17 protein-coding genes are annotated in these 21,488 nt (G+C 62.4%); 4 read left to right on the top strand and 13 right to left on the bottom strand.

Annotated elements, in window-relative coordinates:
* Positions 1-55: 55 nt before the first annotated feature.
* The 3 genes from amaB to hglS all read right to left on the bottom strand — a co-directional run bounded on the left by amaB (position 56) and on the right by hglS (position 4,403).
* Positions 56-1,594, bottom strand: coding sequence for an L-piperidine-6-carboxylate dehydrogenase (gene amaB / locus ATY29_RS25475; protein WP_003567494.1), 1,539 nt, complete (start codon positions 1,592-1,594; stop codon positions 56-58).
* A gap of 45 nt (positions 1,595-1,639) precedes the next feature.
* Positions 1,640-2,923, bottom strand: coding sequence for an NAD(P)/FAD-dependent oxidoreductase (locus ATY29_RS25470; RefSeq protein WP_097533235.1), 1,284 nt, complete (start codon positions 2,921-2,923; stop codon positions 1,640-1,642).
* A gap of 67 nt (positions 2,924-2,990) precedes the next feature.
* Positions 2,991-4,403, bottom strand: coding sequence for a 2-oxoadipate dioxygenase/decarboxylase HglS (gene hglS / locus ATY29_RS25465; RefSeq protein ID WP_097533234.1), 1,413 nt, complete (start codon positions 4,401-4,403; stop codon positions 2,991-2,993).
* Between the two features lie 103 nt (positions 4,404-4,506).
* Between hglS and ATY29_RS25460 the strand changes: the two genes are divergently transcribed.
* From ATY29_RS25460 to ATY29_RS25450, 3 genes are all read left to right on the top strand, one after another.
* Positions 4,507-5,415, top strand: coding sequence for a LysR family transcriptional regulator (locus ATY29_RS25460; protein WP_037091815.1), 909 nt, complete (start codon positions 4,507-4,509; stop codon positions 5,413-5,415).
* 69 nt (positions 5,416-5,484) lie between these two features.
* Positions 5,485-5,721 (top strand): Lrp/AsnC ligand binding domain-containing protein, encoded by a 237-nt coding sequence (locus ATY29_RS25455; protein WP_003567502.1) that lies wholly within the window; start codon positions 5,485-5,487, stop codon positions 5,719-5,721.
* A gap of 145 nt (positions 5,722-5,866) precedes the next feature.
* Positions 5,867-7,045, top strand: a complete 1,179-nt coding sequence (locus ATY29_RS25450) for a glycosyltransferase family 4 protein (protein WP_003567504.1) — start codon at positions 5,867-5,869, stop codon at positions 7,043-7,045.
* Positions 7,046-7,065: 20 nt separating this feature from the next.
* On the opposite strand, the gene ATY29_RS25445 is transcribed toward ATY29_RS25450, so the two are convergent.
* From ATY29_RS25445 to epmA, 9 genes are all read right to left on the bottom strand, one after another.
* Positions 7,066-10,377: an oligosaccharide flippase family protein gene (locus tag ATY29_RS25445; protein ID WP_097533387.1), complete on the bottom strand. Its 3,312-nt coding sequence runs from the start codon at positions 10,375-10,377 to the stop codon at positions 7,066-7,068.
* Between the two features lie 191 nt (positions 10,378-10,568).
* Positions 10,569-11,747: a glycosyltransferase family 4 protein gene (locus ATY29_RS25435; protein WP_097533233.1), complete on the bottom strand. Its 1,179-nt coding sequence runs from the start codon at positions 11,745-11,747 to the stop codon at positions 10,569-10,571.
* Positions 11,748-11,789: 42 nt separating this feature from the next.
* Positions 11,790-14,270 (bottom strand): glycoside hydrolase family 2 protein, encoded by a 2,481-nt coding sequence (locus ATY29_RS25430; RefSeq protein WP_097533232.1) that lies wholly within the window; start codon positions 14,268-14,270, stop codon positions 11,790-11,792.
* 16 nt (positions 14,271-14,286) lie between these two features.
* Positions 14,287-15,267: a DUF1839 family protein gene (locus ATY29_RS25425; protein WP_025417326.1), complete on the bottom strand. Its 981-nt coding sequence runs from the start codon at positions 15,265-15,267 to the stop codon at positions 14,287-14,289.
* Positions 15,258-16,166 carry an amino acid--[acyl-carrier-protein] ligase gene (locus ATY29_RS25420; protein WP_003567513.1) on the bottom strand — a complete coding sequence of 303 codons (909 nt, stop codon included), beginning with the start codon at positions 16,164-16,166 and terminating at the stop codon, positions 15,258-15,260. The genes ATY29_RS25425 and ATY29_RS25420 overlap by 10 nt, the downstream gene beginning before the upstream one ends.
* 4 nt (positions 16,167-16,170) lie before the next feature.
* A complete protein-coding gene (locus ATY29_RS25415) occupies positions 16,171-17,352 on the bottom strand; it encodes an acyl-CoA dehydrogenase family protein (RefSeq protein WP_003567515.1) in 1,182 nt (393 codons plus the stop codon).
* The gene (locus ATY29_RS25410; protein ID WP_097533231.1) at positions 17,352-17,603 is read right to left on the bottom strand and encodes an acyl carrier protein; all 252 of its coding nucleotides are present in this window, start codon (positions 17,601-17,603) and stop codon (positions 17,352-17,354) included. Before ATY29_RS25410 ends, ATY29_RS25415 begins: the two co-directional genes overlap by 1 nt.
* A 262-nt stretch (positions 17,604-17,865) precedes the next feature.
* Complete coding sequence (locus tag ATY29_RS25405; RefSeq protein ID WP_003567519.1) at positions 17,866-18,918, bottom strand: lysine-2,3-aminomutase-like protein; 1,053 nt, start codon at positions 18,916-18,918, stop codon at positions 17,866-17,868.
* Complete coding sequence (gene epmA, locus ATY29_RS25400) at positions 18,915-19,976, bottom strand: EF-P lysine aminoacylase EpmA (RefSeq protein WP_003567520.1); 1,062 nt, start codon at positions 19,974-19,976, stop codon at positions 18,915-18,917. Before epmA ends, ATY29_RS25405 begins: the two co-directional genes overlap by 4 nt.
* Before the next feature lie 144 nt (positions 19,977-20,120).
* Between epmA and efp the strand changes: the two genes are divergently transcribed.
* Positions 20,121-20,690, top strand: a complete 570-nt coding sequence (gene efp, locus ATY29_RS25395; protein WP_003567522.1) for an elongation factor P — start codon at positions 20,121-20,123, stop codon at positions 20,688-20,690.
* A 61-nt stretch (positions 20,691-20,751) separates the two neighbouring features.
* On the opposite strand, the gene ATY29_RS25390 is transcribed toward efp, so the two are convergent.
* The gene (locus ATY29_RS25390) at positions 20,752-21,480 is read right to left on the bottom strand and encodes an SIS domain-containing protein (protein ID WP_097533230.1); all 729 of its coding nucleotides are present in this window, start codon (positions 21,478-21,480) and stop codon (positions 20,752-20,754) included.
* Between the last annotated feature and the right edge of the window lie 8 nt (positions 21,481-21,488).

The raw sequence follows: 21,488 nt of genomic DNA, 5'->3' as shown, positions 1-21,488 counted from the left end.
TCAATTTGGCCAAAAGGCGACGCTTCGCAAGCGCCGCCTTCTTCCTTCAGCCGGCTTATTCGACGTCGAACTTGACGCCCTGGGCAAGCGGCAGCGTCCTGCCGTAATTGATCGTGTTTGTGGAGCGGCGCATATAGGCCTTCCAGGCATCCGAGCCGGATTCGCGGCCGCCGCCGGTCTCCTTCTCGCCACCGAAGGCGCCGCCGATTTCCGCACCCGACGGCCCGAGATTGACGTTGGCAATGCCGCAATCCGAGCCTCGCGCCGAGACGAAGGTTTCGGCCTCGCGCATGTCGTTGGTGAAGATCGACGACGACAGCCCCTGCGGCACGGCATTGTGCAGGGCCAGCACTGCGTCGAAATCGCTGTATTTCATCACATAGAGGATCGGCGCGAAGGTCTCGTGCTCGACCGGGCCGGTCTGCGCAGGCATTTCGACGAGCGCCGGACGGACGTAGAAGGCATCGGCCGAGCCATTCTCGACGCGATCGCCACCGGTCACCTTGCCGCCGGCCGATTTCGCCTCACCGAGTGCCGACTGCATTTTCTCGAAGGCCTGGCCGTCGATCAGCGGTCCGACAAGCGTGCCCGTCTCGAGCGGATTGCCGATGGTGACGGAGCCATAGGCCTTCTGCAGGCGCGGCACCAGCTGGTCGTAGACGCTGTCATGCACGAACAGACGGCGCAGCGTCGTGCAGCGCTGACCGGCCGTGCCCATGGCGGAGAAGGCGACGCCGCGCAGCGTCAGGTCGAGATCGGCGCTCGGGCAGACGATCGCCGCATTGTTGCCGCCGAGTTCGAGAATGCCGCGGGCAAAACGCTGCGACAGGCGCGGACCGACGGCGCGGCCCATGGCGGTCGAACCGGTGGCGGAAACGAGCGGGATCTTCGGATGGTCGACCAGCACTTCGCCGACCTCACGGCCGCCGATGATCAGCGTCGACAGATTGGCCGGCGCCGTGCCGCCCTCGGCGATAAAGCGCTTCAGCGCCTTTTCGAACAGCGCCTGCACGGCAAGGGCGGTCAACGGCGTCTTTTCCGAAGGCTTCCAGACGGTGGAATTGCCGCAGACCATCGCAAGGGCCGCATTCCACGACCAGACGGCAACGGGAAAGTTGAAGGCAGAGATGATGCCGACCACGCCGAGCGGATGCCAGCTTTCCATCATCCGGTGCTCGGAGCGCTCAGTGGCGATCGTCAGCCCGTAGAGCTGACGGGAAAGGCCGACAGCGAAATCGCAGATATCGATCATCTCCTGCACTTCGCCGAGCCCTTCCGAGGTGATCTTGCCCACCTCGATCGAGACGAGACGGCCGAGTGCCGTCTTAGCGGTGCGCAGTTCCTCGCCGAGCAGACGAACCAGCTCACCGCGCTTCGGCGCCGGGACGTCACGCCATTCGAGAAAGGCCTTGTGCGCCTCTTCGATCGCCGCTTTCGTTTCGGAAACGGAATGTTCTCTGAGTTTGCCGATTTCCTTGCCGGTCACCGGCGAGGTGACGGAAAGCGTGCCGCCGTGATAGCGGCCGGCATCGACGCCCAGGTCGGCAAGCAGCTTGGCGGTTTCGGTGGCGAGATCGAGGACGGCGATGGTCATTGTCGTGGTTCCAATCATATTATTCTCAGATACGTCTATCGCTTCTCAGAAGCGGGCATCGGCGAAATGGGCGACCTGAGCGCCGGCTTCGTACCATATTTCTTTTAGCGCACGGAAGCTCGGCTCGGTCGGTGACGTCAGCGGCAACGGCAGATCGGCTTCCGGAAGTCGGCCGAGAATATGCTCCGCGAGCGTGCGGCCGAAGACCGTGCCCGGCGCAATGCCGCGGCCATTGTAACCCGAGAATCCGATAACGTTCGGTGCGAATTTGTGAAAGCGCGGCAGCGCATTGTCGGTCATGCCGATCTGGCCATACCATTCGCACTCGAATGCGACATCGCCGATATCAGGAAAGAGCCGCTTCAGGGCGCGCTTGGCCCAACCCTTGTGCACGGCAAGCCCGGTATTGCGCAGCGCCCCGACACTGCCGAAGACGAGACGTCCGGCCTGGTCCATGCGGAAGGAGGAAAGGATATCCTTGGTATCCCAGACGCCCTCCCGCCCCGGCAAGATCGACTGACGCAGATTGTGGCCGAGGGGCACCGTGGCGAAATTGAAATAGGGCAGATAGACCTGTTCGTTGCGCACTTGCTCGAAAGGGCCGGTGCTATAGGCATCGGTCGCGACGATGATCCAGTCGGCGCTGACGTCGCCGCTTTCCGTCTTCACGGTCCAGCGGCTGCCATTGCGCTCCGTCGCGATGACGGGGCTCGACGTATGAATGGCGACCTCCGCCTTGACGGCCGCATGAGCAAGGCCGCGCGCATAGGAGAGCGGCTGCAGCGTTCCGGCGCGCATATCGAGCAGCGAACCGGTATAGGCATCGCTGCCGATTCGTTTGGCCGTCTCCGCCGCATCGAGCAGCGTCACGGGCGCGCCGCGCGCAGACCATTGCGCCGCGCGGGCCTCGATCTCCTTCAGCCCGTCGGCGCCGACGGCGCAATGCAGCGTGCCCTTGCGTTCGAGTTCACAGGCAATTCCGTGCTTGTCGATCAGTTCCGTGACCAGCTTCGGCGCATTGCCGAGCAGCTCCAGCAGGCGTTCGCCATGCACCGGGCCGAGCACGCCGGGCAGATCGTCGGGCATCACCCACATGCCGGCATTGATCAGGCCGACATTGCGCCCCGCGCCGCCGAAACCGATTTCCTTCGCCTCCAGCAACACCACCTTCGACCCGGCTTCGGCAAGGTGCAGTGCGGAGGAGAGACCGGTATAACCGCCGCCGACGATGACGACATCGGCCGATACCGCACCTTGGAGAGGTGCGGTGGCCGGCGGTTCGCCGGCGGTCTTTTCCCAGAGACCGTGGGAGCGCGGATCATTCAGCATGGTTTGGTCCGATCGGATCGAAATTGCGCTACTCTAACCCAGAAAGCCACGTGTTGAAGCCGGCATTTCACGCCACAGTCTTCAGCTGCAGGTCCGCAAGGCCGAGCACCTCCATCGCCGCATTCAACGAAGCGTCTTGGCGCTCGGCATAAAGCGCCTGCTCGTCCTGAACGGCGGCGCCGAGTGCTGCCTCGAAGGCGTCGCGGTTAGAATGCGTCGCATAATTCTGCTGCTGGTCGGTGCCGAGGTTCGACTGGAAGATGCCGGCCGCGCTGACGGGCAGGAAGTCCTCGTAGACGATCGGTGCGAAGGCGAGGTAACCCTTGGCAATCAGCGTTTCCGGATCACCGGGCAGCGAGGTGCCCCCAGCCGCAGCAATGCCGGCAGGCGTCGGCGAATAGCGGAAAAAGGCCAGACCTTGCCTGCGCAGCTCGTCCCAGCTATCTGGCAGCGCCTTGAAGCGCTCGGCGAGTTCCTGGTCGTAGGCGCCGGCCTTGGCGCCGCCGGCGCCGACCTGCACCTCACCGCGAACGGAAGTGAGCAGCCGGTCGTAGAGCGTCCGGCCCTTGGCCGTCAGTGCCACGCCGCGCTGTTCGATCTCGCCGAACCGGGCGGTATGCGTCCCTTGAACCGCATCCTCGTCACCGGAAAAGATGATCGTTTCCTCCAGCGCCTTAAAGCTCGTCTGCCGCAGCAGGATATCGCAATGACGGCGCGGCGGCCCTTCGATGACGGCTTTCGGCGTGATGCCGCGTTCCGGCATGCGGGCCTGCACCGCGTCGATATCGAGCGTGCGTGGGGTCAGATGGTTGATATGCGGCCCCTTGAAGCTGACGACGTCGGCGATCAGCCGGTGCGCATCGTGCAGGCGTTTATAGGTTTCGCCGCTGACCGTCGCCTCGCCGTGCCAGCGGAAGGTTTCGAGCGCCTCGGCGACGAATTCCGTTGCCTCAGCCTCCGTCAGGCCGCCGTTTTGCTCGTGACGCTCGATCAGCGCAACGGCGCGCGGCGTATAGATGCGCCGTGCGGCCAGAATGGCTTCGGCTTCAGCGCGCAGCCCCTCGTCCTCGATCAGCTCCAATCTCAGCAGCGAGGTGAAGACGCGGAAGGGGTTGATGTTGAGCGCTGCCTCGTCGACCGGCCGGAAGCTGGTGGAATGAACCGGCACGCCGGCGACCGAGAGATCGTAATAGCCGACCGCCTGCATGCCCATGACCGCAAACAGGCGGCGGATGGTGAAGAGCTCGTCCGCCGTGCCGAGCCGGATGGCGCCGTGACGCTCGACGTCGATGCGATCAAGCTCGCCGGCGCGGGCGAGCCGCTCGCGCAGATCGGGATTGTTTTCGAGGCAGCCGGCATTCACATCCGCCACCAGTTCGATCAGCGTGCCATATTGCGGCACCTCCGCCCGGTACATTTGCGACATCGCCTCGGTGAACTGCGAGCGGATACGGTCTGGGGAAACGAAGGCTTGCGGCATCTGAGAAACTCCGGCTCATTCCGTTTTTGCAGGATCAGCCTCTTTACTTCAGCCACAAAGGCGGAAATATCGACATTTTGGAAATAGCTCATTCTGAAATGGAATGAACATGTTCGCTTCAAGGCGTTTTCTACCGTCGATTTCGCACCTCGCCGCCTTCGAGGCAGTTGCCCGCACCGGCAGCGTCACGGCGGCCGCGCGCGAGCTCGATCTGACGCAGAGCGCCGTCAGCCGCCAGGTGAGAGCGCTGGAGGAGCAGCTCGGCGTCGAACTCTTCCTGCGCGAACGCCAGACCATGCGGCTGACGCTGGCCGGCGACAGTTATGCCCGCGAAATTCGCGAGGCGCTGCGGCGAATATCGAGCGCCTCGCTGAACTTGCGCGCCAATCCACATGGCGGCACGCTCAATCTCGCCATCCTGCCGACCTTCGGCACGCGCTGGTTGGCGCCGCGCCTCGGACGCTTCCTCGCCGCCAATCCCGGTGTGACGATCAATCTGGTGACCCGGCTTTCGCCGTTCGATTTCCGCCTCGATTCGATCGACGCCGCCATCCATTTCGGCCATCCGCACTGGCCGGGCGCCGAACTCGCCTTTCTGATGTCCGAGCGCACGGTGCCGGCCTGCAGCCCGGATTTTCTGAAGCGATACGCGATCTCCGGGCCGCAGGATCTGCTTGCCGCTCCGCTGCTGCACCTGACGACGCGTCCGGATGCCTGGGAGCAATGGTTTGCCGGCAACGGCGTGTCCTTCGAAAACGTGCACGGCATGCTCTTCGACCAGTTCGCCACCGCCGCGCAGGCAGCAATCGCCGGCCTCGGCATCGCCTTGTTGCCGACATTCCTGATGCAGGAGGAACTCAGGCGCGGCGACCTCGTCGCCGCCATCGACCGTGAAATGGAAAGCCGCGAGCGCTACTATCTCGCCTTTCCGCCCGAGCGCGCCGACTATGCGCCGCTTGCTGCCTTCCGCGATTGGATCGTCGCCGAAGCGGCCGCCAACCCGGCCGCATGACGAACAGCTTGCATCGGCATGGCGCTTTCGACCATTATATCAGCCAAACAACATCTGCAGGAAATCCCCATGAAGCCGATCTTCGTCCAGCTCCAATGCGCCCCCGGCAAGACCTATGAGGTCGCCGACGCCATCTACCAGACCGAACTGGTCTCGGAGCTCTACTCCACAAGCGGCGACTACGACCTGCTGCTGAAGGTCTATATCGAGGAAGGCCAGGATATCGGCAAATTCATCAACGACAACATCGCCAATATTCCCGGCATCGTCCGCTCGCTGACGACGCTGACCTTCAAGGCTTTCTGAATTCCTTCTCAGATACGGTTAACCCTCTTCGCGAAGAATTGCCTTGCATGACGTCGCTTAAACCGCGGCTTAACACCCGGGATAGCTGGTCGTTGCTATAAGAGTTCCGCGTCGGCTCGAAGCGGCGCGCAGCGATAGGTGGAACATGGCGATCGTCGAGGCAGACAGGGTGCGCGAGAAGCCGCAGCCGGAAACGGCGCCGCTGATCGTCCATGTCGTGCGCCAATTCCTGCCGAACCGTGGCGGCCTGGAAGACGTCGTCGCCAATCTTGGCCGCCAGACCGTTCGCCGCGGTTATCGCGTTCGCGTCGTCACCCTCGATTCGCTGTTTACCGAACCTCAGAACAAACTGCCGCCGCGCGAAAATATCGACGGTATCGAGGTGGTGCGCATTCCCTGGTCCGGCAGCAGCCGTTATCCGCTGGCGCCTCAAGTTTTCCGCCATCTCGCCGATGCCGATCTCGTGCATGTCCATGCCATCGACTTCTTCTTCGACGCGCTCGCCTGGGGCCGGCTGCTGCATGGCAAGCCGATGATCGTCACCACCCATGGCGGCTTTTTCCACACGCGGAAATACGCCGCGATCAAGAAGATCTGGTTCCGCACGCTGACCCGCGCTTCGGCGCTCGCCTACCGGCGCGTCGTGTGCTGCAGCGCCTCCGACCTCAAGCAATTTTCCGAGATCGTGCCGGACAGCCTGCTGATCGAAAACGGCGCCGATATCGGCAAGTTCGCCGATACCGCTTCGCGCCGGGCAAAGCGCCGCATCATCACCATCGGCCGGTTCTCGGTGAACAAGCGGCTGGACCATCTGCTCGATGCGATGGCCGTACTGAAGGCTCGCGACCCGGAATGGCATCTCGACATCGTCGGGGCCGAATCCGATCTGAACCGAGCCGATGTCGAAGCCGCGATCGTGGGCCGCAACCTTTCCGGCCGCATCACCCTGCATGTTTCACCCGACAACGGCGCCATCCGGCGCATCATCGCCGAGGCCTCGCTCTTTGCCTCCGCCTCGGAATATGAAGGTTTCGGCCTGGTGGCGCTGGAGGCGATGAGCGCCGGCCTGCTGCCGGTGCTGAACGCAAACGACGCCTTTACAACGCTTGCCGGCCGGCATCCGGTCATCACGCTGGCCGATTTCACCAATCCCGAGACCGCCGCAACAGTGATTGAAGCCGCGTATGACGCTCTTTCACGCCAACCGGACGCCGTTCGTGCCGGCCTTCTCGACGCTGCCCGCGGTTATTCCTGGAACATCGTCGCCGGGCGTTACATCGATCTCTATCGGTCACTGAACGTCGTCACCGCCGACCGGACCTGATCCTGCCCGCCTGAAATCCGTCAGGCTCTCGCCAGGCGGATAATTTCGTCGAGCACGAATTTGCGCGATTGCGGCGGCGTCAGATTGTGGTCGGCATCCGGCAGCATCAGCAGCCGCACGTTCGGATAGCGGGAAAGCTTGGCGCCGCGCGGCCCGAAATGGAAATAGACGTGGTCGAGCCCGACGTCGCCTTCGCTGTAGATCAGCGTCAGCGGCACCTTGCGCTTGCCGAACTGCGCGAAGGAATGCCGGACTTCGCGGGCGATATGGCGCCGGTCGGGAAGCAGCTCGAGCAGCGGCGCGATCCAGGGCGACAGACGCCGGCCGCCGGCGATGACGATATTCTGCAGCGCCGATACCACATCCACCTGACCGCTGATGAGCCTCTTCAGCGTATCCATTCGCGCCAGCCGCTGACCGTAATCATCGAGGCTGCGAGGAACGGAGACGACATGCTCCTTGCGCACCGGTATCTCCGGATCCCAGTAGTAGACGAAGGGATTGATCGAGACGACCGCCTTCAATCGCTCGTCGGCAACACCGGCGCGGAAGGCGACATAACCGCCGCTGCATCGGCCGGCCACCATGATCGGACCCGCAACGACGCTTTCGAGCAAATCGAGCGCGGCAACCGCGTCCTCGGTCTGTGTACTGGAATAAAGCACCTGCTCCGGCGCATCCGGCCGCGGCGGGCTGTCTCCGACGTTGGCCGAATCGAAGCGCAGCGACACGACGCCCTGGCGCGCGAGTTCGCGCGCCATATCCACCGTGGTGCGTCCCCAGCCGGCATGCCGGTCATAGGCCGTCGACAGGAAGAGAACGGCATTGCCTTGGATCTCGCCGAGCGGCCGGCTGACGACGCCGACCAGATGATCGTGGCTGCCGAAACGCACTGGCGCTTCGACAAAACCCTCGCCGGCAAGCGGCGGGTTCTCGATCACGTCAGGTGAGTGGGCGGCGGATGTCTCTGTCGTCGTCGCCTCCAGCCAAGTTCTCAACCGCTCGACGACGGCTGTCGGCGTCTTGGCAAACAGCGGATTGGTGGCGAGCTCGTCATAACCTTCGAAAACCGTCTGCTCGACATCGGCACCAAGCGCCTTCAGCCCATCGGCAAAGCCGGTATCGTCGGCCTTGGCCGGACGTTCGAGGATCAGATAGCGCGATGCTGCCAGCCCCTGCGGCGAAGCGATATTGAGTTTGCCGAGCTCGGCGGCGATCTCGTCTGGCATGGCGAGCCCGGCGATCTGCACCTTCGCGGTCTGGACATGCTCCTTGCCGAGGCCGAGATCGGCGTCGATGATCTTCGACCACATGTTGAGTTCGCGCAGATAGGCGCGACCGCTCAGCACTGGCGCCAGCATGACGAGGCTGTCGACGCCGTCGATCGAGGCGCCGATGCGATGGGCAAGCGTTGCGCCGAGGCCCTGTCCGATAAGAATGACCCGGTCGCAGCCGGAGAGCGATTTCAGCTTGGCGGCGGCTGCGCGGATCGAATTTTCCCAGGTTTCCAGCCTTGCCGGCAGCGCGTCGAAATCGAGCGCATCGCCGGTGCCGCGATAATCGAAGCGCAGGCTCGGCACGCCGATATCGGAAAAATGCTCGGCGGCGACCCGGAAGAATTTGCGGCTGCACATTTCCTCGAAACCCCAGGGGCTGACGAAGAGCACGGCGGCCGACCGCTTCTTGACCGTGGGATTTTCAGGCATGAACAGGCCGATCGTGCCGTCGAAGACGACAGGCAGGGCAGCACCGCGTCCCGCACCCTCGGCCGGTTCGAGCGAAAATTCACCCGGCGCCACCTTGGCGCGGTCGGGGTCGCCCGGAAGCCGCGGCGCAATGAAATTGATCGCGCGTCCCACAGGCCGCCGCAGCATGGGCGGCATTTTGTCGAGAATGGACCGCATGACCTCGACATCCTCGGCTGGCACGGCGCGCAGCACGCGAAGCGCCGCGAAATAGCAGAATGTGCCGGCAATGATCGCGGCGACGAGGCCGATCGGACCCTGGACGAATTCCAGCACGGAGATCGCGCCACAAGCACAGAGCACGGAGGCGAGCGTCACCTTTGTCAGGCTTGTGTAGAGGCTTGAAAGCTGGGATCCGAATCCTGTCTGTCTGATCATCATCACCGACATTGCAACGAAGACGAGGATGCGCACGAGTGCAGCACCCTCGGCCGCAAGCCTAGGTATGATCAGTAAACAACCGACTACCATCAGAAGGCCACCTATCACACTGATCTTGAGGCGGGAGCGGGCCCTGTCCATCGACAACAGATAGAGGCTGAGGATCTGCATGAAGGTATAGGCCGGCGCGACGAGCGCAAGCAGCGCCACCACCGTTCCGCTGCGGCGGAACGCTTCGCCGAACACCACCAGCACCAACTCGCTGGAGATCGCGGCAAGCCCGAGGCTCATCGGCAGTACGATATAGGCCATGCTGCGGGTGACGGCGGCGAAGACCTCGACCGGCAAGGTGGAATCGTCGCTATTATGGCGCCGCTCGGAATAATAGGGCAGCAGGCTGCCGGTCATCTGGATCGGCAGTTGCAGCGCGATATTGGCGATCGACAGGCCGACGGCATAATAGCCGACCATCTCCACAGACCAGAACTGCTGCAAAAAGAGCAGCTCGAGCCGGTTGAGGAAAATCGAATCGATGATGAACTGGATCGACAGGATGACGGAGGAGGAGGCGAGATATTTCAGCGAGACCCCACACCAATCGCGCCGCGCAAGCAGGATCGGCAGCGTGGCGAAAAACAAGACGAGTTGGCCGAACGCGTAACCGACGAGAACACCCTCGACACCGTAGAAAACGGCGCCGGCGGCAACGCCGGCAAGCTGCACGATCGAGACAGCGACCGTCAGCTTGAAGAAGGCGCCGAGCTTCTTTTCGCCGATCAGGTAGAATTTGACGAAGGATCCGATCGCCTGGACGAAGAACAGCGCAGCCGTGACCAGTGCGACGGATGGCGCGGTCTCCGCCCAGTGCATCTTTTCGGAGGTCAGGAAGAACAGCGCGTAGAGCGCCAGCAGCACGACGGTCGAAAACATCATGAAGCTGACGAGGATGGCGGCAAATCCCCGCCGGCGGCGCGCATCGTAACCTTCGACCGACAACTGCGGCAGAGTCTTCAGGAGCGTGATGCTGGAGCCGAGCTCGGCAATCGAGGCGCCCGTGACCACCAGCCAGAGCGAGAAGGCGACGATACCATTGGCCTCCGGCCCGAGCAGCCGTGCGGTGATGATCGACGAGACGAAGCCCGTCAGCAGCAGCAGCATGCCTGCTGCCGCATTCATCACCGAGTTAGCGATAATACCTTTCGACATCTGTCCATCCGCCAGCATCGGCCTAAAGCGCGTCGCGATCTTTCAGATTCGCTCCTCGCGATTCAGGTTTTGTTTTTACGCATGCCGTTATCGCAAAACTGCTGCACACTTTTGCGCGACATGCTCTAAAGCCGCATAGCCGTCATCTCTAATGCGAAAATATTAAAATAAAGCGGAGTGACGACCTCACCTTAGCTGGATTGCATCGCCGCCAGCGTCTGAAGCGCCTTCTCATAGCTATTCTCGGCGAGGTAGCGCAGCAGGAACGCCCGCGCCTTCTCGGCCTTCTCCCGCGCCAGCTCGGGCGCGCGATAAATCTCGCTGAGATGCGCGGCTGCGGCTTGAGGAGAGGGATCCGCCCAGACCGCACCGTCGAGCCCGGCAAATTCCGGATGAGTATCGACGACGGGAATGAGAGGAGAGGCGACCAGCCATGAATTGTCGGGGTCGCAGAAATCCGCCGTGCCCGACCAGGAAGTGGAAATAACCGGCGTGCGCTGCATGATCGCCTCGGCAACCGTCAGCCCAAAACCCTCGGAACGATGCAGCGAAAGATAGGCTTGGGAGGAGCGAATGAGGCCGTTGACATCGGCGTTCGACAGCCTGTCGGTGACGATCCTGATCCGGGCGTCGCCCGCGACCGAGGCGACCAGCGCACGCAAGGCTTCATCCTTGTTCACATCGCCACTTGCCTTCATCAGCAGGAAGGCGCTTGGGGCTTCGGCGGCAAATATCCTGAAAGCCTCGATGACCGCCCGCGGATTTTTCCGGTTGATCGAGGAGCCGGCGCTAAAGATAAAGCTGACAAGAAAGGCATCCCTCTCGATGCCGAACTTCTCCCGCATGCCTTCCGTCGCCGCCGCCTCGGTCACCGGATGCGGAACGACGATGACCGGCGCTTTGGTGAGCGGCGCAATCGTCCGCCGGGTGAATTCCGACGGCACGAAGACGGCGTTCATATAATGCATGGCATTGCGCCATTCGGCCGGCACGACTTCCAGTTCCCAGGCGAAATAGCCGATATTGAAGGCGCGGGTGAAATTCGTGACACCCTTCTTGAGGATGGCACGCGGCAGCATCGGCGGATTGAGGTGCCAGATCCGGCTTCCCGGCGGCTCGCTGGGGGCGCGCGGCGGCGCCCATCCGGGAAAGGAATTCGCGTCGGGATGCGTGCTGACGTCGGAGAGCGATATCGTCCGTCCCGCCTCCGAAAGCGCTCCGGCGCAGAGCCGCGCCGATTCACCGACGCCGACCGCCATCGACAGATAGCCGACCACTTCCACCGGCTTGCGCGGATTGAAAGCGACACGCGACCGCGGGATCAGCCGTTGCAGAACGTGGGCGCGTAGAAGCCGGTATGTCTTTCTCAAGTCACGATCTTTCCGGTGGATTTGCATTATTCCCAGCGAGCCTCAGCCCGCGAGCCCGACGCGATGTGAACTGCCGAGACTTCTGATTTCGCCCGCAGGCGGAATATCGCCCTCCGCGCCAGACAGCGCGTGAAGCTTCACACGCCGCAATGCGCCGGGAGCGAGATGGAACCAGTCGTCGTCGGCCCGATAGCCTTCGATGTCGATATGCACCGATTGCGCCAGCCGGTCGGTCCTGAGATCGACGAACCAGTCGTCGCCGTCTCTGCCGAGCGAGGCCTCGATGCCCGCATCATGCAGCGCCTTTGCCCGTCCGCAGGGGAAGTGAAAGCTTTCCGCGAGAACGGCGCCGTCCGCCAGCGAGCGCAGGCGCGCGACGCTCGCATTATGCGACGGCGGGCCGAAACGAAAGGCATAGGTGGTATCGAAGAAGGCGCCGAACAGCGCGGTAGCGGCAAGCCGCTCCGTGTCTCTTGCCGCCAGCTTGAAGGCCCTGCTGCCGCTGACAACCTGCTGTCTTCCGTCGCGCAGGCAGACGACTTCGAGTTCCACGTCGAGTGCGGCATCCGTTTCGTTGATGATGTGCACATCGAGACCGTTGGTTCCCTCGTCGGTGAAAACCATCTGAACCGGCCGGAATGCGCGGCGCATCGCGTACCAGACCGGCTTCGGCTCTCCGGTGGAATCGATCACGCCCCAACCGGGGCCGGGCAGCAAGTCCTGCAGCGTCCAGACGAGCGCGCCGTTGCAGGCGGAGCCCTTGTGCCGCCATTCGGCAAAGGTCTCCTCGATCACCTCGCAGGTGACCGCGCGGGAGAAATCGAGATAATGTTCCGGATCCTCGCGGCGAAGCTGGGCCGGATCGAGGCCATAGAGAAGCTGCAGATAGAAGTCGCGAACGTCCTCGAAGTCCCACGATGCGCTGCGGTCGCGCGGCACGCGGGCCTTCCAGAGCGGACTATGAACGGCCGGCACGTCGAGATGGCGCTGCAGCGTCCGTTGCTGCGGCACATGCGCGAAGGCGAGGCTTTCGGAGGCAAAACGCACATCGGCGCGGCGCGCATCCGCCATCGGCCGCATATAGGCGCCGACGCCGTAATAATGGGCGATACCGGCATTCGGCGAAAATGGCATCGCCCCGCCATAGGGCGAGTTCGGGACATAGGGCACGTCGGGACGCTTGCGCGCGGCAATGGCCGGGATGATTTCATCCGTGACAGGCCCGCTCCAGAATTCCATCGGCAGGCCGAGCATCGCCGCCTGTTGATGGATTTCGCTGCCGCCGCAGAGCACCGCAAGGGATGGCGACGCCTGGACGCCGTGCAGGAATTCCTCGACCTCGGCATGCACGTGGCCGAGAAACGCCTTGTCGTTACGGGGATAGTCGAAATTGGCAAACATGAAATCCTGCCAGACCAGCAGGCCGAGTTCGTCGCAAAGCGCGAATAAATCGGGCGTCTCATAGGCCATGGTGCCGCCGATGCGGATCATGTTCATGCCGGCCTGCGCCGCAAGCCGCAGGAACGGTTCATAATCGCCCCGCCCGCCCGGCAGCCGTACAATATCGGCCGTCGTCCACACCGCGCCGCGGCAGAAGATGCGTTCACCGTTGACGGTGAGGGCGAAGTCGTTGCCGTCGGCGCCACGGTCGACGTCGATCCGCCGGAAGCCGGTCGTGCCGAGCAGATATTCCACGCCGTCGGAAACCAGCGCTAAATCGTAGAGACGGGGCTCGCCATGCGTATGTGGCCACCAAGGCTCGATGTCGGAAAGCTTGAGGATCGCCGAATAATGGCTGTCGGCGACCTTCTCGAAGGGCTGTTCCATGCCACCGCAACGCAGCAGCATTGCCGGCTTCTCGGCATTGCTGTGCAGGGAAACGCTGAGACGGCCGACGCCGTTCTCCTCCAGCACGGCGCGGATGTAGACATTGTCGATTGAGACCGGATTGCGCCGCACCAGTGAAATAGGCCGCCACGGCCCGATCGCATGGATATCGGGGCACCAGCCCGGCATATGGCCGAGCAGCGTCGTGCGGAAATTCTTCAGCCCCGCCGGCGTGATCATCTGCGGCCGCCAGCGTGCGCGCGGACCAGGCTCCGACAGGCGGGGGCCGAGCGCCCGAAAACACAGCGCCAGCTCGTCGCCGCCCGTAAGTGTTACCGGGATTTCGTGCGCCGTGAACATGCTTTCGGAAAAGAGGATTTCCTGGCCATTCAGGAAGACATGGCAAAGCGTCGCAAGTCCTGCAAACCGCAGGATCGCTTCTCCGGGCTCGGCATCGAAGAGCCGACAGAGATACCAGGCGTCTTTGATGTTCAGCGGCTCGGGATTTTCCCGGTCGAAGAGCCCGGCTTTTTCGAGGGCTGACGCAACGGTGCCGGGAACGGGCGCCGGAATGAACTGCGCGGAGAGATGAATGTCGTGCGGTACGGCGCAGGCGCCCGGCTCCGTCAGGATCAGATTCCAGCCTTCGGAAAGCAGACTTTCCTCGGCACCGATGCTTGCCAAACGCCCCCGCATGGTCAGATCTCCGGCCTCAGATTCGCTCCACAAGCGATGCCATCATGGAATCCCATGCATCGGCGGCCGGATCAAGGGCTGTCTGCAGCGGCTCGAACTTCCGGCGGGCGATGGCGCGGGCAAGCTGGAACTGCACCGATTTCGCCGCATCCGAAATGCGCCGCGCATGCTCGGCGGCCGCCGCGAATTCATCGGGGGAAAGCCAGGCCAGATGATCGGCCGCCAGCTCGAAATTGGCGCCGACCTGGCGAAGCGTATTGAAGGCATATTTGTGGAAGAAGCCGAAGGGCCGTTCCGCCACCGCTTCGACCTGCTGCGGGAAGACCTCCGCGAATGCGCGGATCGGATTTTCGCGAGGACGCCTGGTGAAATGAAACCCGGCAAGGCGCCGCGCGGTAGCGCGCAGATGCGCTTCATCCGCGGGCTTTTCCGGGAACCGCGCAAATTCCGTATAGGGCAGGAACGGCGGGTCGTTTTCCGTCAACTTCAGCTGGAACAACCCGTCGAAATCCTCGCCGTCAAGCTTGAAATAGCCGGCATTGTGAAAATACTCGACGCGTTTGGCCACAACATCAAGCCGGTTGATGGCAACTGTCGTCTTGCCGTGCTCCTGCCGGTAGGCGGTGCCGCGCGTGTCCGGCATGTAGAAGGAATCCATCTCGATCAGGCAGAGACGGCCCCGCGCAATCTGCACTTCCACATGCCGTTCGACACGGTCATAGATGGCAAGCTCGGTGGCGCGAATGTCGTAGAGCGCTTCGAGATCTTCGAGCGGCACCTTGAAGAAGGTGAACTGGTCGCCTTCGAAATCCTGCGCCAGGGTGAAACCCAGCATCGCCTCAGGCGCAACGCCCGAGGTCGCCAGCACCTCGATCCAGAGATCGACGTAGCAATTGGTTTCCGGCCAGGCGCGCTCGCCGGAATGCAGCGCGTGCTGACGATAAGTTTCCGGGTCGATCCCCGAAAATACCGATGTCATCGACCGGCTCAGCCCCACAGCGTTTTCCGCACGCTGGCCGGCCATTGCTTTACGTCGAGCCCGTGATGGTGGAAGAGGGCAAGCGCGATGCGTTCTAACCCGAAACCGACGCAGGCCGTGTGTGCGACGCTGCCGTCTTCGAGGTTCAGACCCCACTTCAGGCCGAAGGAATCCTGGTGGTAGTTGAAGCTCATGCAGGCAGTCGGATTTGCCGTCGACGTGATCGGGATCAGCAATTCGAACTTCAGGTTCTGGTCGCGCTGGTTGTTGACCATCATCTTGCCGGCACGCCCGAAGAACGGGTCGTTGGCAACGTCGATGGTCACATCGAGGCCGAGGTGCTTCATCATCTCGACACCGCGATCCATCCATGTCTGACGAAAATCGGTGACGTGCTGCTCCGTGCCCATGCACACATATTCACGCATGCGAAACAACTGCTGGCGGGCAGGATCCTTCGAAGGCTCATGGCGGAAGCAATAGGACTGAAGATCGAAGAGACCGCCCTTGGCCGGCAGGTTGCCGCGTTTGGCGACCGTCGGATAGAGCGGGTAGCAGGCAGCCGGCGTCAGCACGATATCGGTTGCCTTCTGGTCCTTGGTCCAGTCGTCGCCGACTTCCATGCACTGCAGCAGGCTCATATGGTCGAGATCGCTGCCGCAGAAACTGTGCACCGTACCGGCCAGCTGCGGGAAGCTCTTCATGTAACCGCTTTTTTCGAAGAGCGCTCGGTTCATGCCGGGCGGGAAACGCATCGCCTCGGCGCCGTCGGCGCCGCCGAACGTGTCGATCAGCCGTTCGAAAGCAGTAATGACGTCTTCGAACTGGCCGCTGCGGCCATAGAGACCATCAACGCCGGTATCGATCAGCAGGCCGGACTCGAAGAGCCGGTCGAGAAACGAGGTCTGCATATCCATGGCTTTACCCCAGAAGGCTAGTGTCCTGCTTGTGGACGAGAAGCATGCTCGACGTATTGCCGAGGATTCGGTCGTTCGAAATCATCAGCTGCGCGGAATGCGCATCGCGCAGATGGCGTCCGAGGCTGAAAGGCGTGCCGTTCTTGTAGCCCATGATGCCGCAGATCAGCATGGCATGGTTGACGATCTCCAGGATCGTCTCGGACGAGGCGATCTTGACGTTGTTCATCGCCACGGCAAAGCCCATCGAGGACAGCCTGTCATGATTAGATTTGGCATCCTCATAGGCCTTGAGGCCGGCAACCACGTTGGATTTGACCATCTGCAACAGGTTCGAAACCTCGGCGAGGCGCAGCGCGCCCGGCGGCTGAGTATCGGGTGCCTTGCGGGCGGCGGCGCGCACGAAAGCCTGGGCGCGCGCTACGGCGTCGACCGCGATACCGTACCAGACGCCGCTCCAGAGCAGGTGCGAGGAGGCGAGCATCGATTGCGCCGCGATCTCCGCGAAAGGCTTCGGCAGGATCTGACGCGCCGGCGCCTGTCCCTTGAACAGGAAGCCGTCGGAGCAGGTGCCACGCATGCCGAGCGTGTTCCAGGCATGGGTCTTCTCGAGCGTATACTGGTCCTTGAGGAAGGCCGTCAGCACCTGATCGGAGGAAGCCGCCTGCGCATGGGCACGCGAGGTGATGAGAATGGCATCGGCATGCGAACCGTAGGAAATGACGGTCGCATCCTTTTCGAGGCGGCAGAGATCGCCATCGACTTCGACCGCGCAAATGCTGTTGCGCAGGTTTCCGCCGATACCGCCCTCGGTGGTGGCCGAAGCGATCAGCAGCTGGTCGGCAGCAATGCAGCGCATGAAGTCGCAATGCCATTCGCTGTCGGCGCCGTGTTCGACGAGACTCGACAGCTTGATATGGTGCATGGCGAAAACCATGGCGCTGGCCGCGCAGGCCTGGCCAAGCATCGAGCACAATTCGGCAATCTCGGTGATCGAGGCGGATTCACCGCCGAAATGGCGCGGCACCTGGATGCCGAGCAGCCTTTCGGCCTTCATCGCATCCACGGCTTCCCGGGGAAAGCGGCCCTCGGCATCGACGGTATCGGCGTGTTTCGCCGCGATTTCGGCGACACGAGCGACCCTTGCGGCAAGACCGTCCTGCGTGATCTTGACGGGGAAGTTCATCAGGCGACCTTCCGGCTGTCCTGGATACTATCGACCGTTTTGGCGATCGCCGAGATGCTCGCGAAGGATTTGCGATTCAGGAGATTATCGGGAAATTCGATGTCGAACGCTTCTTCGATGCCAAGCATCAGCTGCACCGAAGCAAAGGAGGTCAGACCCGCCGCATAAAGATCGGCATCGTCGGCGACCTGGTCGATTGCGACAGGAAGTTTGCCGAATTTGGCTACGAGGTCGCGGATTGTCTTATTCATCCCATCACTCCAAGATTCTCATGATCCCGATCCGGCGTTCATCGCCTTGTCATGAGCGTTCTTTTAGTGCGGAAAACAGAATATTCCGCTAATTTATAGCGTTAAATATGATTGAGGCTCACAGTTAGGATTTTAGCGATTGCCGCGGCTTGAGCTATAATATCGGCTATTAATCAACGACTTACGCCTGTCTCGACGATGGAATTCGACCCAATTTTCGCCGCGGCGAGTACAGAAATGACACGAAACGCACCGCTTTGCGTCAATCAACGGGCGGATAGGAATGCTCGTTGCCGCGGTAATCCGAGACGGAATAACATCCCTCACCCCTAGCCCGAACGGTGCTGCCGCTGACAACGGCCTTGCCGTGACCACCCGGAATATCAAGGATGTAGGTCGGCTGACACAGTCCGGAGATCCGCCCGTGCAACGCCGCGACGATCCTCTGTCCCTCCTCAATCGTCAATCTGAAATGGCCGGTGCCGGGCGCCAGATCCGGGTGATGCAGGTAATAGGGTTTGACGCGGATCTCGACGAAAGCCTTCATCAGTTCCGCAAGCACGTCGGGATCGTCGTTGACGCCTTTGAGCAGCACCGACTGACTGACCATGGCGATGCCGGCATCGACGAGACGGGCACAGGCCGCGCGCGCTTCCGCCGTCAATTCCCTGACATGGTTGGCGTGCAGCGCCACATAGACCGTCTTGCCGCTCGCCTTCAGCGCGGCGATCAACGCCGCATCGATCCTCTCAGGCTCGACGACGGGAACACGCGTGTGGAACCGCACGATCTTCACATGGGCGAATTCCGCCAGCGCCTCCATGATGTCGCGGAGCCGGCGCGGAGAGAGCACCAGCGGATCGCCGCCGGTGAGGATCACCTCCCAGATCTCTCCATGACCTTTGATATAGTCGAAGGCCGCCTGCATCGCCACCGCATCGAGCGTGCCGAGACCCTGCGGCCCGACCATTTCGCGCCGGAAGCAGAAGCGGCAATAGACCGGGCAGACATGCACAGCCTTCAGCAGCACACGATCGGGATAACGATGAACGATGCCTTCGACCGGGCTGTGGGCTTGATCGCCGATCGGATCGGCGCGTTCTTCTAGGGCGACCGTCAGTTCGGCGGCATCCGGCACGAATTGCCGTGCGATCGGATCATCGGGATCGGCGCGGTCGATCAGCCCGGTCATAACTGGCGTCAGGGCAATCGCGTAACGCGCGGCAACCGCCTCCAGCGCTATGCGATCGGCCGGCGCCACCAGCCCTGCCATGACCAGATCGTCGATACTCTTGATCGGCTTGACGGCATTCATCTTCCATACTCCGCGACCGGCGCCCACAGCACTTGGTCGATACGCGATGCCCCCGTCGCCAGCATCACCAGCCGGTCGAAGCCGAGCGCGATGCCGCTGGCCTCGGGCATCAGCGACAGTGCGGCGAGGAAATCCTCGTCGAGTGGATAGGTCTCACCGTAGACCCGCGCCTTCTCGGCCATCTCGATCTCGAAGCGCCGCCGCTGTTCGCCAGCATTGGTCAGCTCGCCGAAGCCATTGGCAAGCTCGACGCCGCAGGCATAGAGCTCGAAACGTTCGGCAACCCGGGGGTCGCGTGCCGAAGGACGCGCAAGGGCGGCCTCCGAGACCGGATATTCGTCGAGAATGGTGATACGGCCGAAGCCGAGATGCGGCTCGATCATTTCGACCAGCACCCGGCTGAACAGATCGGCCCAGCCATCGTCCTCGGCGACACGCATGCCGACGCGCCGGAGCTCGGCGGCCAGATGATCGCGATCGGTCGAACCGTCGGCGGCAACGGAAGCAAGAAGGTCGATGCCGGCATGACGTTCGAAGGCTACGGCAACGCTGATCCGCTCCGGCCCGGCGAAGGGATCGCTCTCGCCGCCGCGATAGGCAAGCTTCTCGGTCTTTGCTGTTTCCGCCGCCAGCGCCAGGATCCGCACGCAATCCATCATCAGGCTCTCGTAGCTTTCGTCGGCGCGATACCATTCGAGCATGGTGAATTCGGGATGGTGCAGCGGCCCGCGTTCGCGATTGCGATAGACATGGGCAAAACAAGAGATGCGTTCCTCGCCGGCCGCAAGCAGCTTCTTGCAGGCGAATTCCGGCGAGGTGTGCAGGTAGAACGGCGCCCTTTGCCCATCCGTCGTCAGCGCTTCCGTGGCGAAGGCATGCAGATGCGCCTCGTTGCCGGGGGAGATCTGCAGCGCCGCCGTATCGACCTCGATGAAATCCTCGCCCGCGAAAAACCCGCGCAACGCCGCCTGGATCGCATTGCGCCCAATCAAGAACGGACGGCGATCGGCATGCACGGACGGGGTCCACCAGGGGGACGCTTTGGCCGAAGAGTTCATTCCAAGCTTTCTTCGCCGGAGAAGTCGGTATGGGGATGGCTATTTCCCGGATTTTAGGTTAGTTGCGCCCCAAAGAAAAATATTTCCGTCTTGGAGGTTCGACAGTCCTCTACGACGGTGAAAGCCGAGTTACAAGGAAGTCTTATGGTCAAGGTTATCGCCTCTTCGGTCCGCAAGGGCAACGTTCTCGACGTGGACGGCAAGCTCTACGTCGTTCTCACCGCCCAGAACTTTCACCCGGGCAAGGGCACGCCGGTCACCCAGGTCGACATGCGCCGCATCGTCGACGGCGTGAAGGTTTCCGAGCGCTGGCGCACCACCGAACAGGTCGAGCGCGCCTTCGTCGAAGACGTCTCCTTCCAGTTTCTCTATGAAGACGGCGAAGGCTTCCACTTCATGAACCCGGCGAGCTACGATCAGGTCGTCGTCGATGTCGACACGATGGGTGACGACAAGGCTTATCTGCAGGAAGGAATGTCCTGCATCCTTTCGATGCATGAAGGTATTGCGCTGGCGCTCCAACTGCCGCGCCACGTCACGCTTGAGATCACCGAGACCGAACCGGTCGTCAAGGGGCAGACGGCATCGTCTTCCTACAAGCCGGCCATGCTGTCGAATGGCGTGCGCACCATGGTGCCGCCGCACATCAATGCCGGCACCCGCGTCGTCATCGCGACGGAAGACAATTCCTACGTCGAGCGCGCCAAGGATTGATCCCTGGTTTCGGCCTATCGAAGAGGCCGGCCCACGCCGGCCTTTTTTGTGTCCGCAAATCTCACAAATGCGGATTGCGCGGCCGATATTTCCGCACGAGCTTCTGGTTGATCTCGGCGGCGCCCGGCATGTTGGCGCTGAGATAGATCGGCGGATCGCCGGCCTTCGCAAGTTCCGAGGCGACTTCGGCAAAGATCGCATTGATGACCGTCACCCCGACCGCCGTCGAGACCGGCCCGACCCGAAATCCCGTACCTTCGAGATCGAGAACGGCATCCCCCGGCGGCAGTCCGTTATCGAGCACCACGTCGGCGACGTCGGCGAGCCGTCGGCGCCCGTTGGCGATCGCCGAGGAATAGGCAATTGAAGTGATGGCGATCACCTTTGCGCCGATCTCGCGCGCATAGTCGGCGGCCTCGATCGGCGCGGCGTTCACGCCCGAATTGGAGGCAATGATAATGACATCGCCCGGCTGCATGCCGTAACGCTCCAGCATCGGCCGCACCAGACCCTGTGTGCGCTCATAGACCGAGCTGATGACCGCCCCCTCATGCAGCATCGCCGAGCCGACCAGCACCGGCACGGTGAAGGCGAGCCCGCCGGCGCGATAGTGAACCTCTTCCGCCAGCATATGCGAATGGCCGGTGCCGAAGACATAAACGCGCTTGTCGCCGCGGGCAGCATCGAGAATGACATCAGCTGCTTGCGCCATCGGCTCGGCAAGCGCGCTCTTCAGCGTCTCCAGCCGGCCGATCAGATTGGCGAAGTAGGCATCCGTGATATCAGTCATCCCACTCT

Source organism: Rhizobium hidalgonense (assembly GCF_002914525.1).
In the GTDB taxonomy this organism is placed as follows: domain Bacteria; phylum Pseudomonadota; class Alphaproteobacteria; order Rhizobiales; family Rhizobiaceae; genus Rhizobium; species Rhizobium hidalgonense.
The sequence above is the reverse complement of the archived record's forward strand: the minus strand, read 5'-3'. Positions and strand labels throughout refer to the sequence as shown.

What these genes read in the sequence shown, in the direction of transcription:
- efp (WP_003567522.1), top strand. Translation starts at nt 20,121, where the DNA reads ATGGTCAAGGTTATCGCCTCTTCGGTCCGCAAGGGCAACGTTCTCGAC.
- ATY29_RS25415 (WP_003567515.1), bottom strand. Translation starts at nt 17,352, where the DNA reads ATGAACTTCCCCGTCAAGATCACGCAGGACGGTCTTGCCGCAAGGGTC.
- ATY29_RS25455 (WP_003567502.1), top strand. Translation starts at nt 5,485, where the DNA reads ATGAAGCCGATCTTCGTCCAGCTCCAATGCGCCCCCGGCAAGACCTAT.
- amaB (WP_003567494.1), bottom strand. Translation starts at nt 1,594, where the DNA reads ATGACCATCGCCGTCCTCGATCTCGCCACCGAAACCGCCAAGCTGCTT.
- ATY29_RS25405 (WP_003567519.1), bottom strand. Translation starts at nt 18,918, where the DNA reads ATGAATGCCGTCAAGCCGATCAAGAGTATCGACGATCTGGTCATGGCA.
- epmA (WP_003567520.1), bottom strand. Translation starts at nt 19,976, where the DNA reads ATGAACTCTTCGGCCAAAGCGTCCCCCTGGTGGACCCCGTCCGTGCAT.
- ATY29_RS25460 (WP_037091815.1), top strand. Translation starts at nt 4,507, where the DNA reads ATGAACATGTTCGCTTCAAGGCGTTTTCTACCGTCGATTTCGCACCTC.
- ATY29_RS25470 (WP_097533235.1), bottom strand. Translation starts at nt 2,923, where the DNA reads ATGCTGAATGATCCGCGCTCCCACGGTCTCTGGGAAAAGACCGCCGGC.
- ATY29_RS25445 (WP_097533387.1), bottom strand. Translation starts at nt 10,377, where the DNA reads ATGTCGAAAGGTATTATCGCTAACTCGGTGATGAATGCGGCAGCAGGC.
- ATY29_RS25410 (WP_097533231.1), bottom strand. Translation starts at nt 17,603, where the DNA reads ATGAATAAGACAATCCGCGACCTCGTAGCCAAATTCGGCAAACTTCCT.
- ATY29_RS25390 (WP_097533230.1), bottom strand. Translation starts at nt 21,480, where the DNA reads ATGACTGATATCACGGATGCCTACTTCGCCAATCTGATCGGCCGGCTG.
- ATY29_RS25430 (WP_097533232.1), bottom strand. Translation starts at nt 14,270, where the DNA reads ATGCGGGGGCGTTTGGCAAGCATCGGTGCCGAGGAAAGTCTGCTTTCC.
- hglS (WP_097533234.1), bottom strand. Translation starts at nt 4,403, where the DNA reads ATGCCGCAAGCCTTCGTTTCCCCAGACCGTATCCGCTCGCAGTTCACC.
- ATY29_RS25450 (WP_003567504.1), top strand. Translation starts at nt 5,867, where the DNA reads ATGGCGATCGTCGAGGCAGACAGGGTGCGCGAGAAGCCGCAGCCGGAA.
- ATY29_RS25420 (WP_003567513.1), bottom strand. Translation starts at nt 16,166, where the DNA reads ATGGATATGCAGACCTCGTTTCTCGACCGGCTCTTCGAGTCCGGCCTG.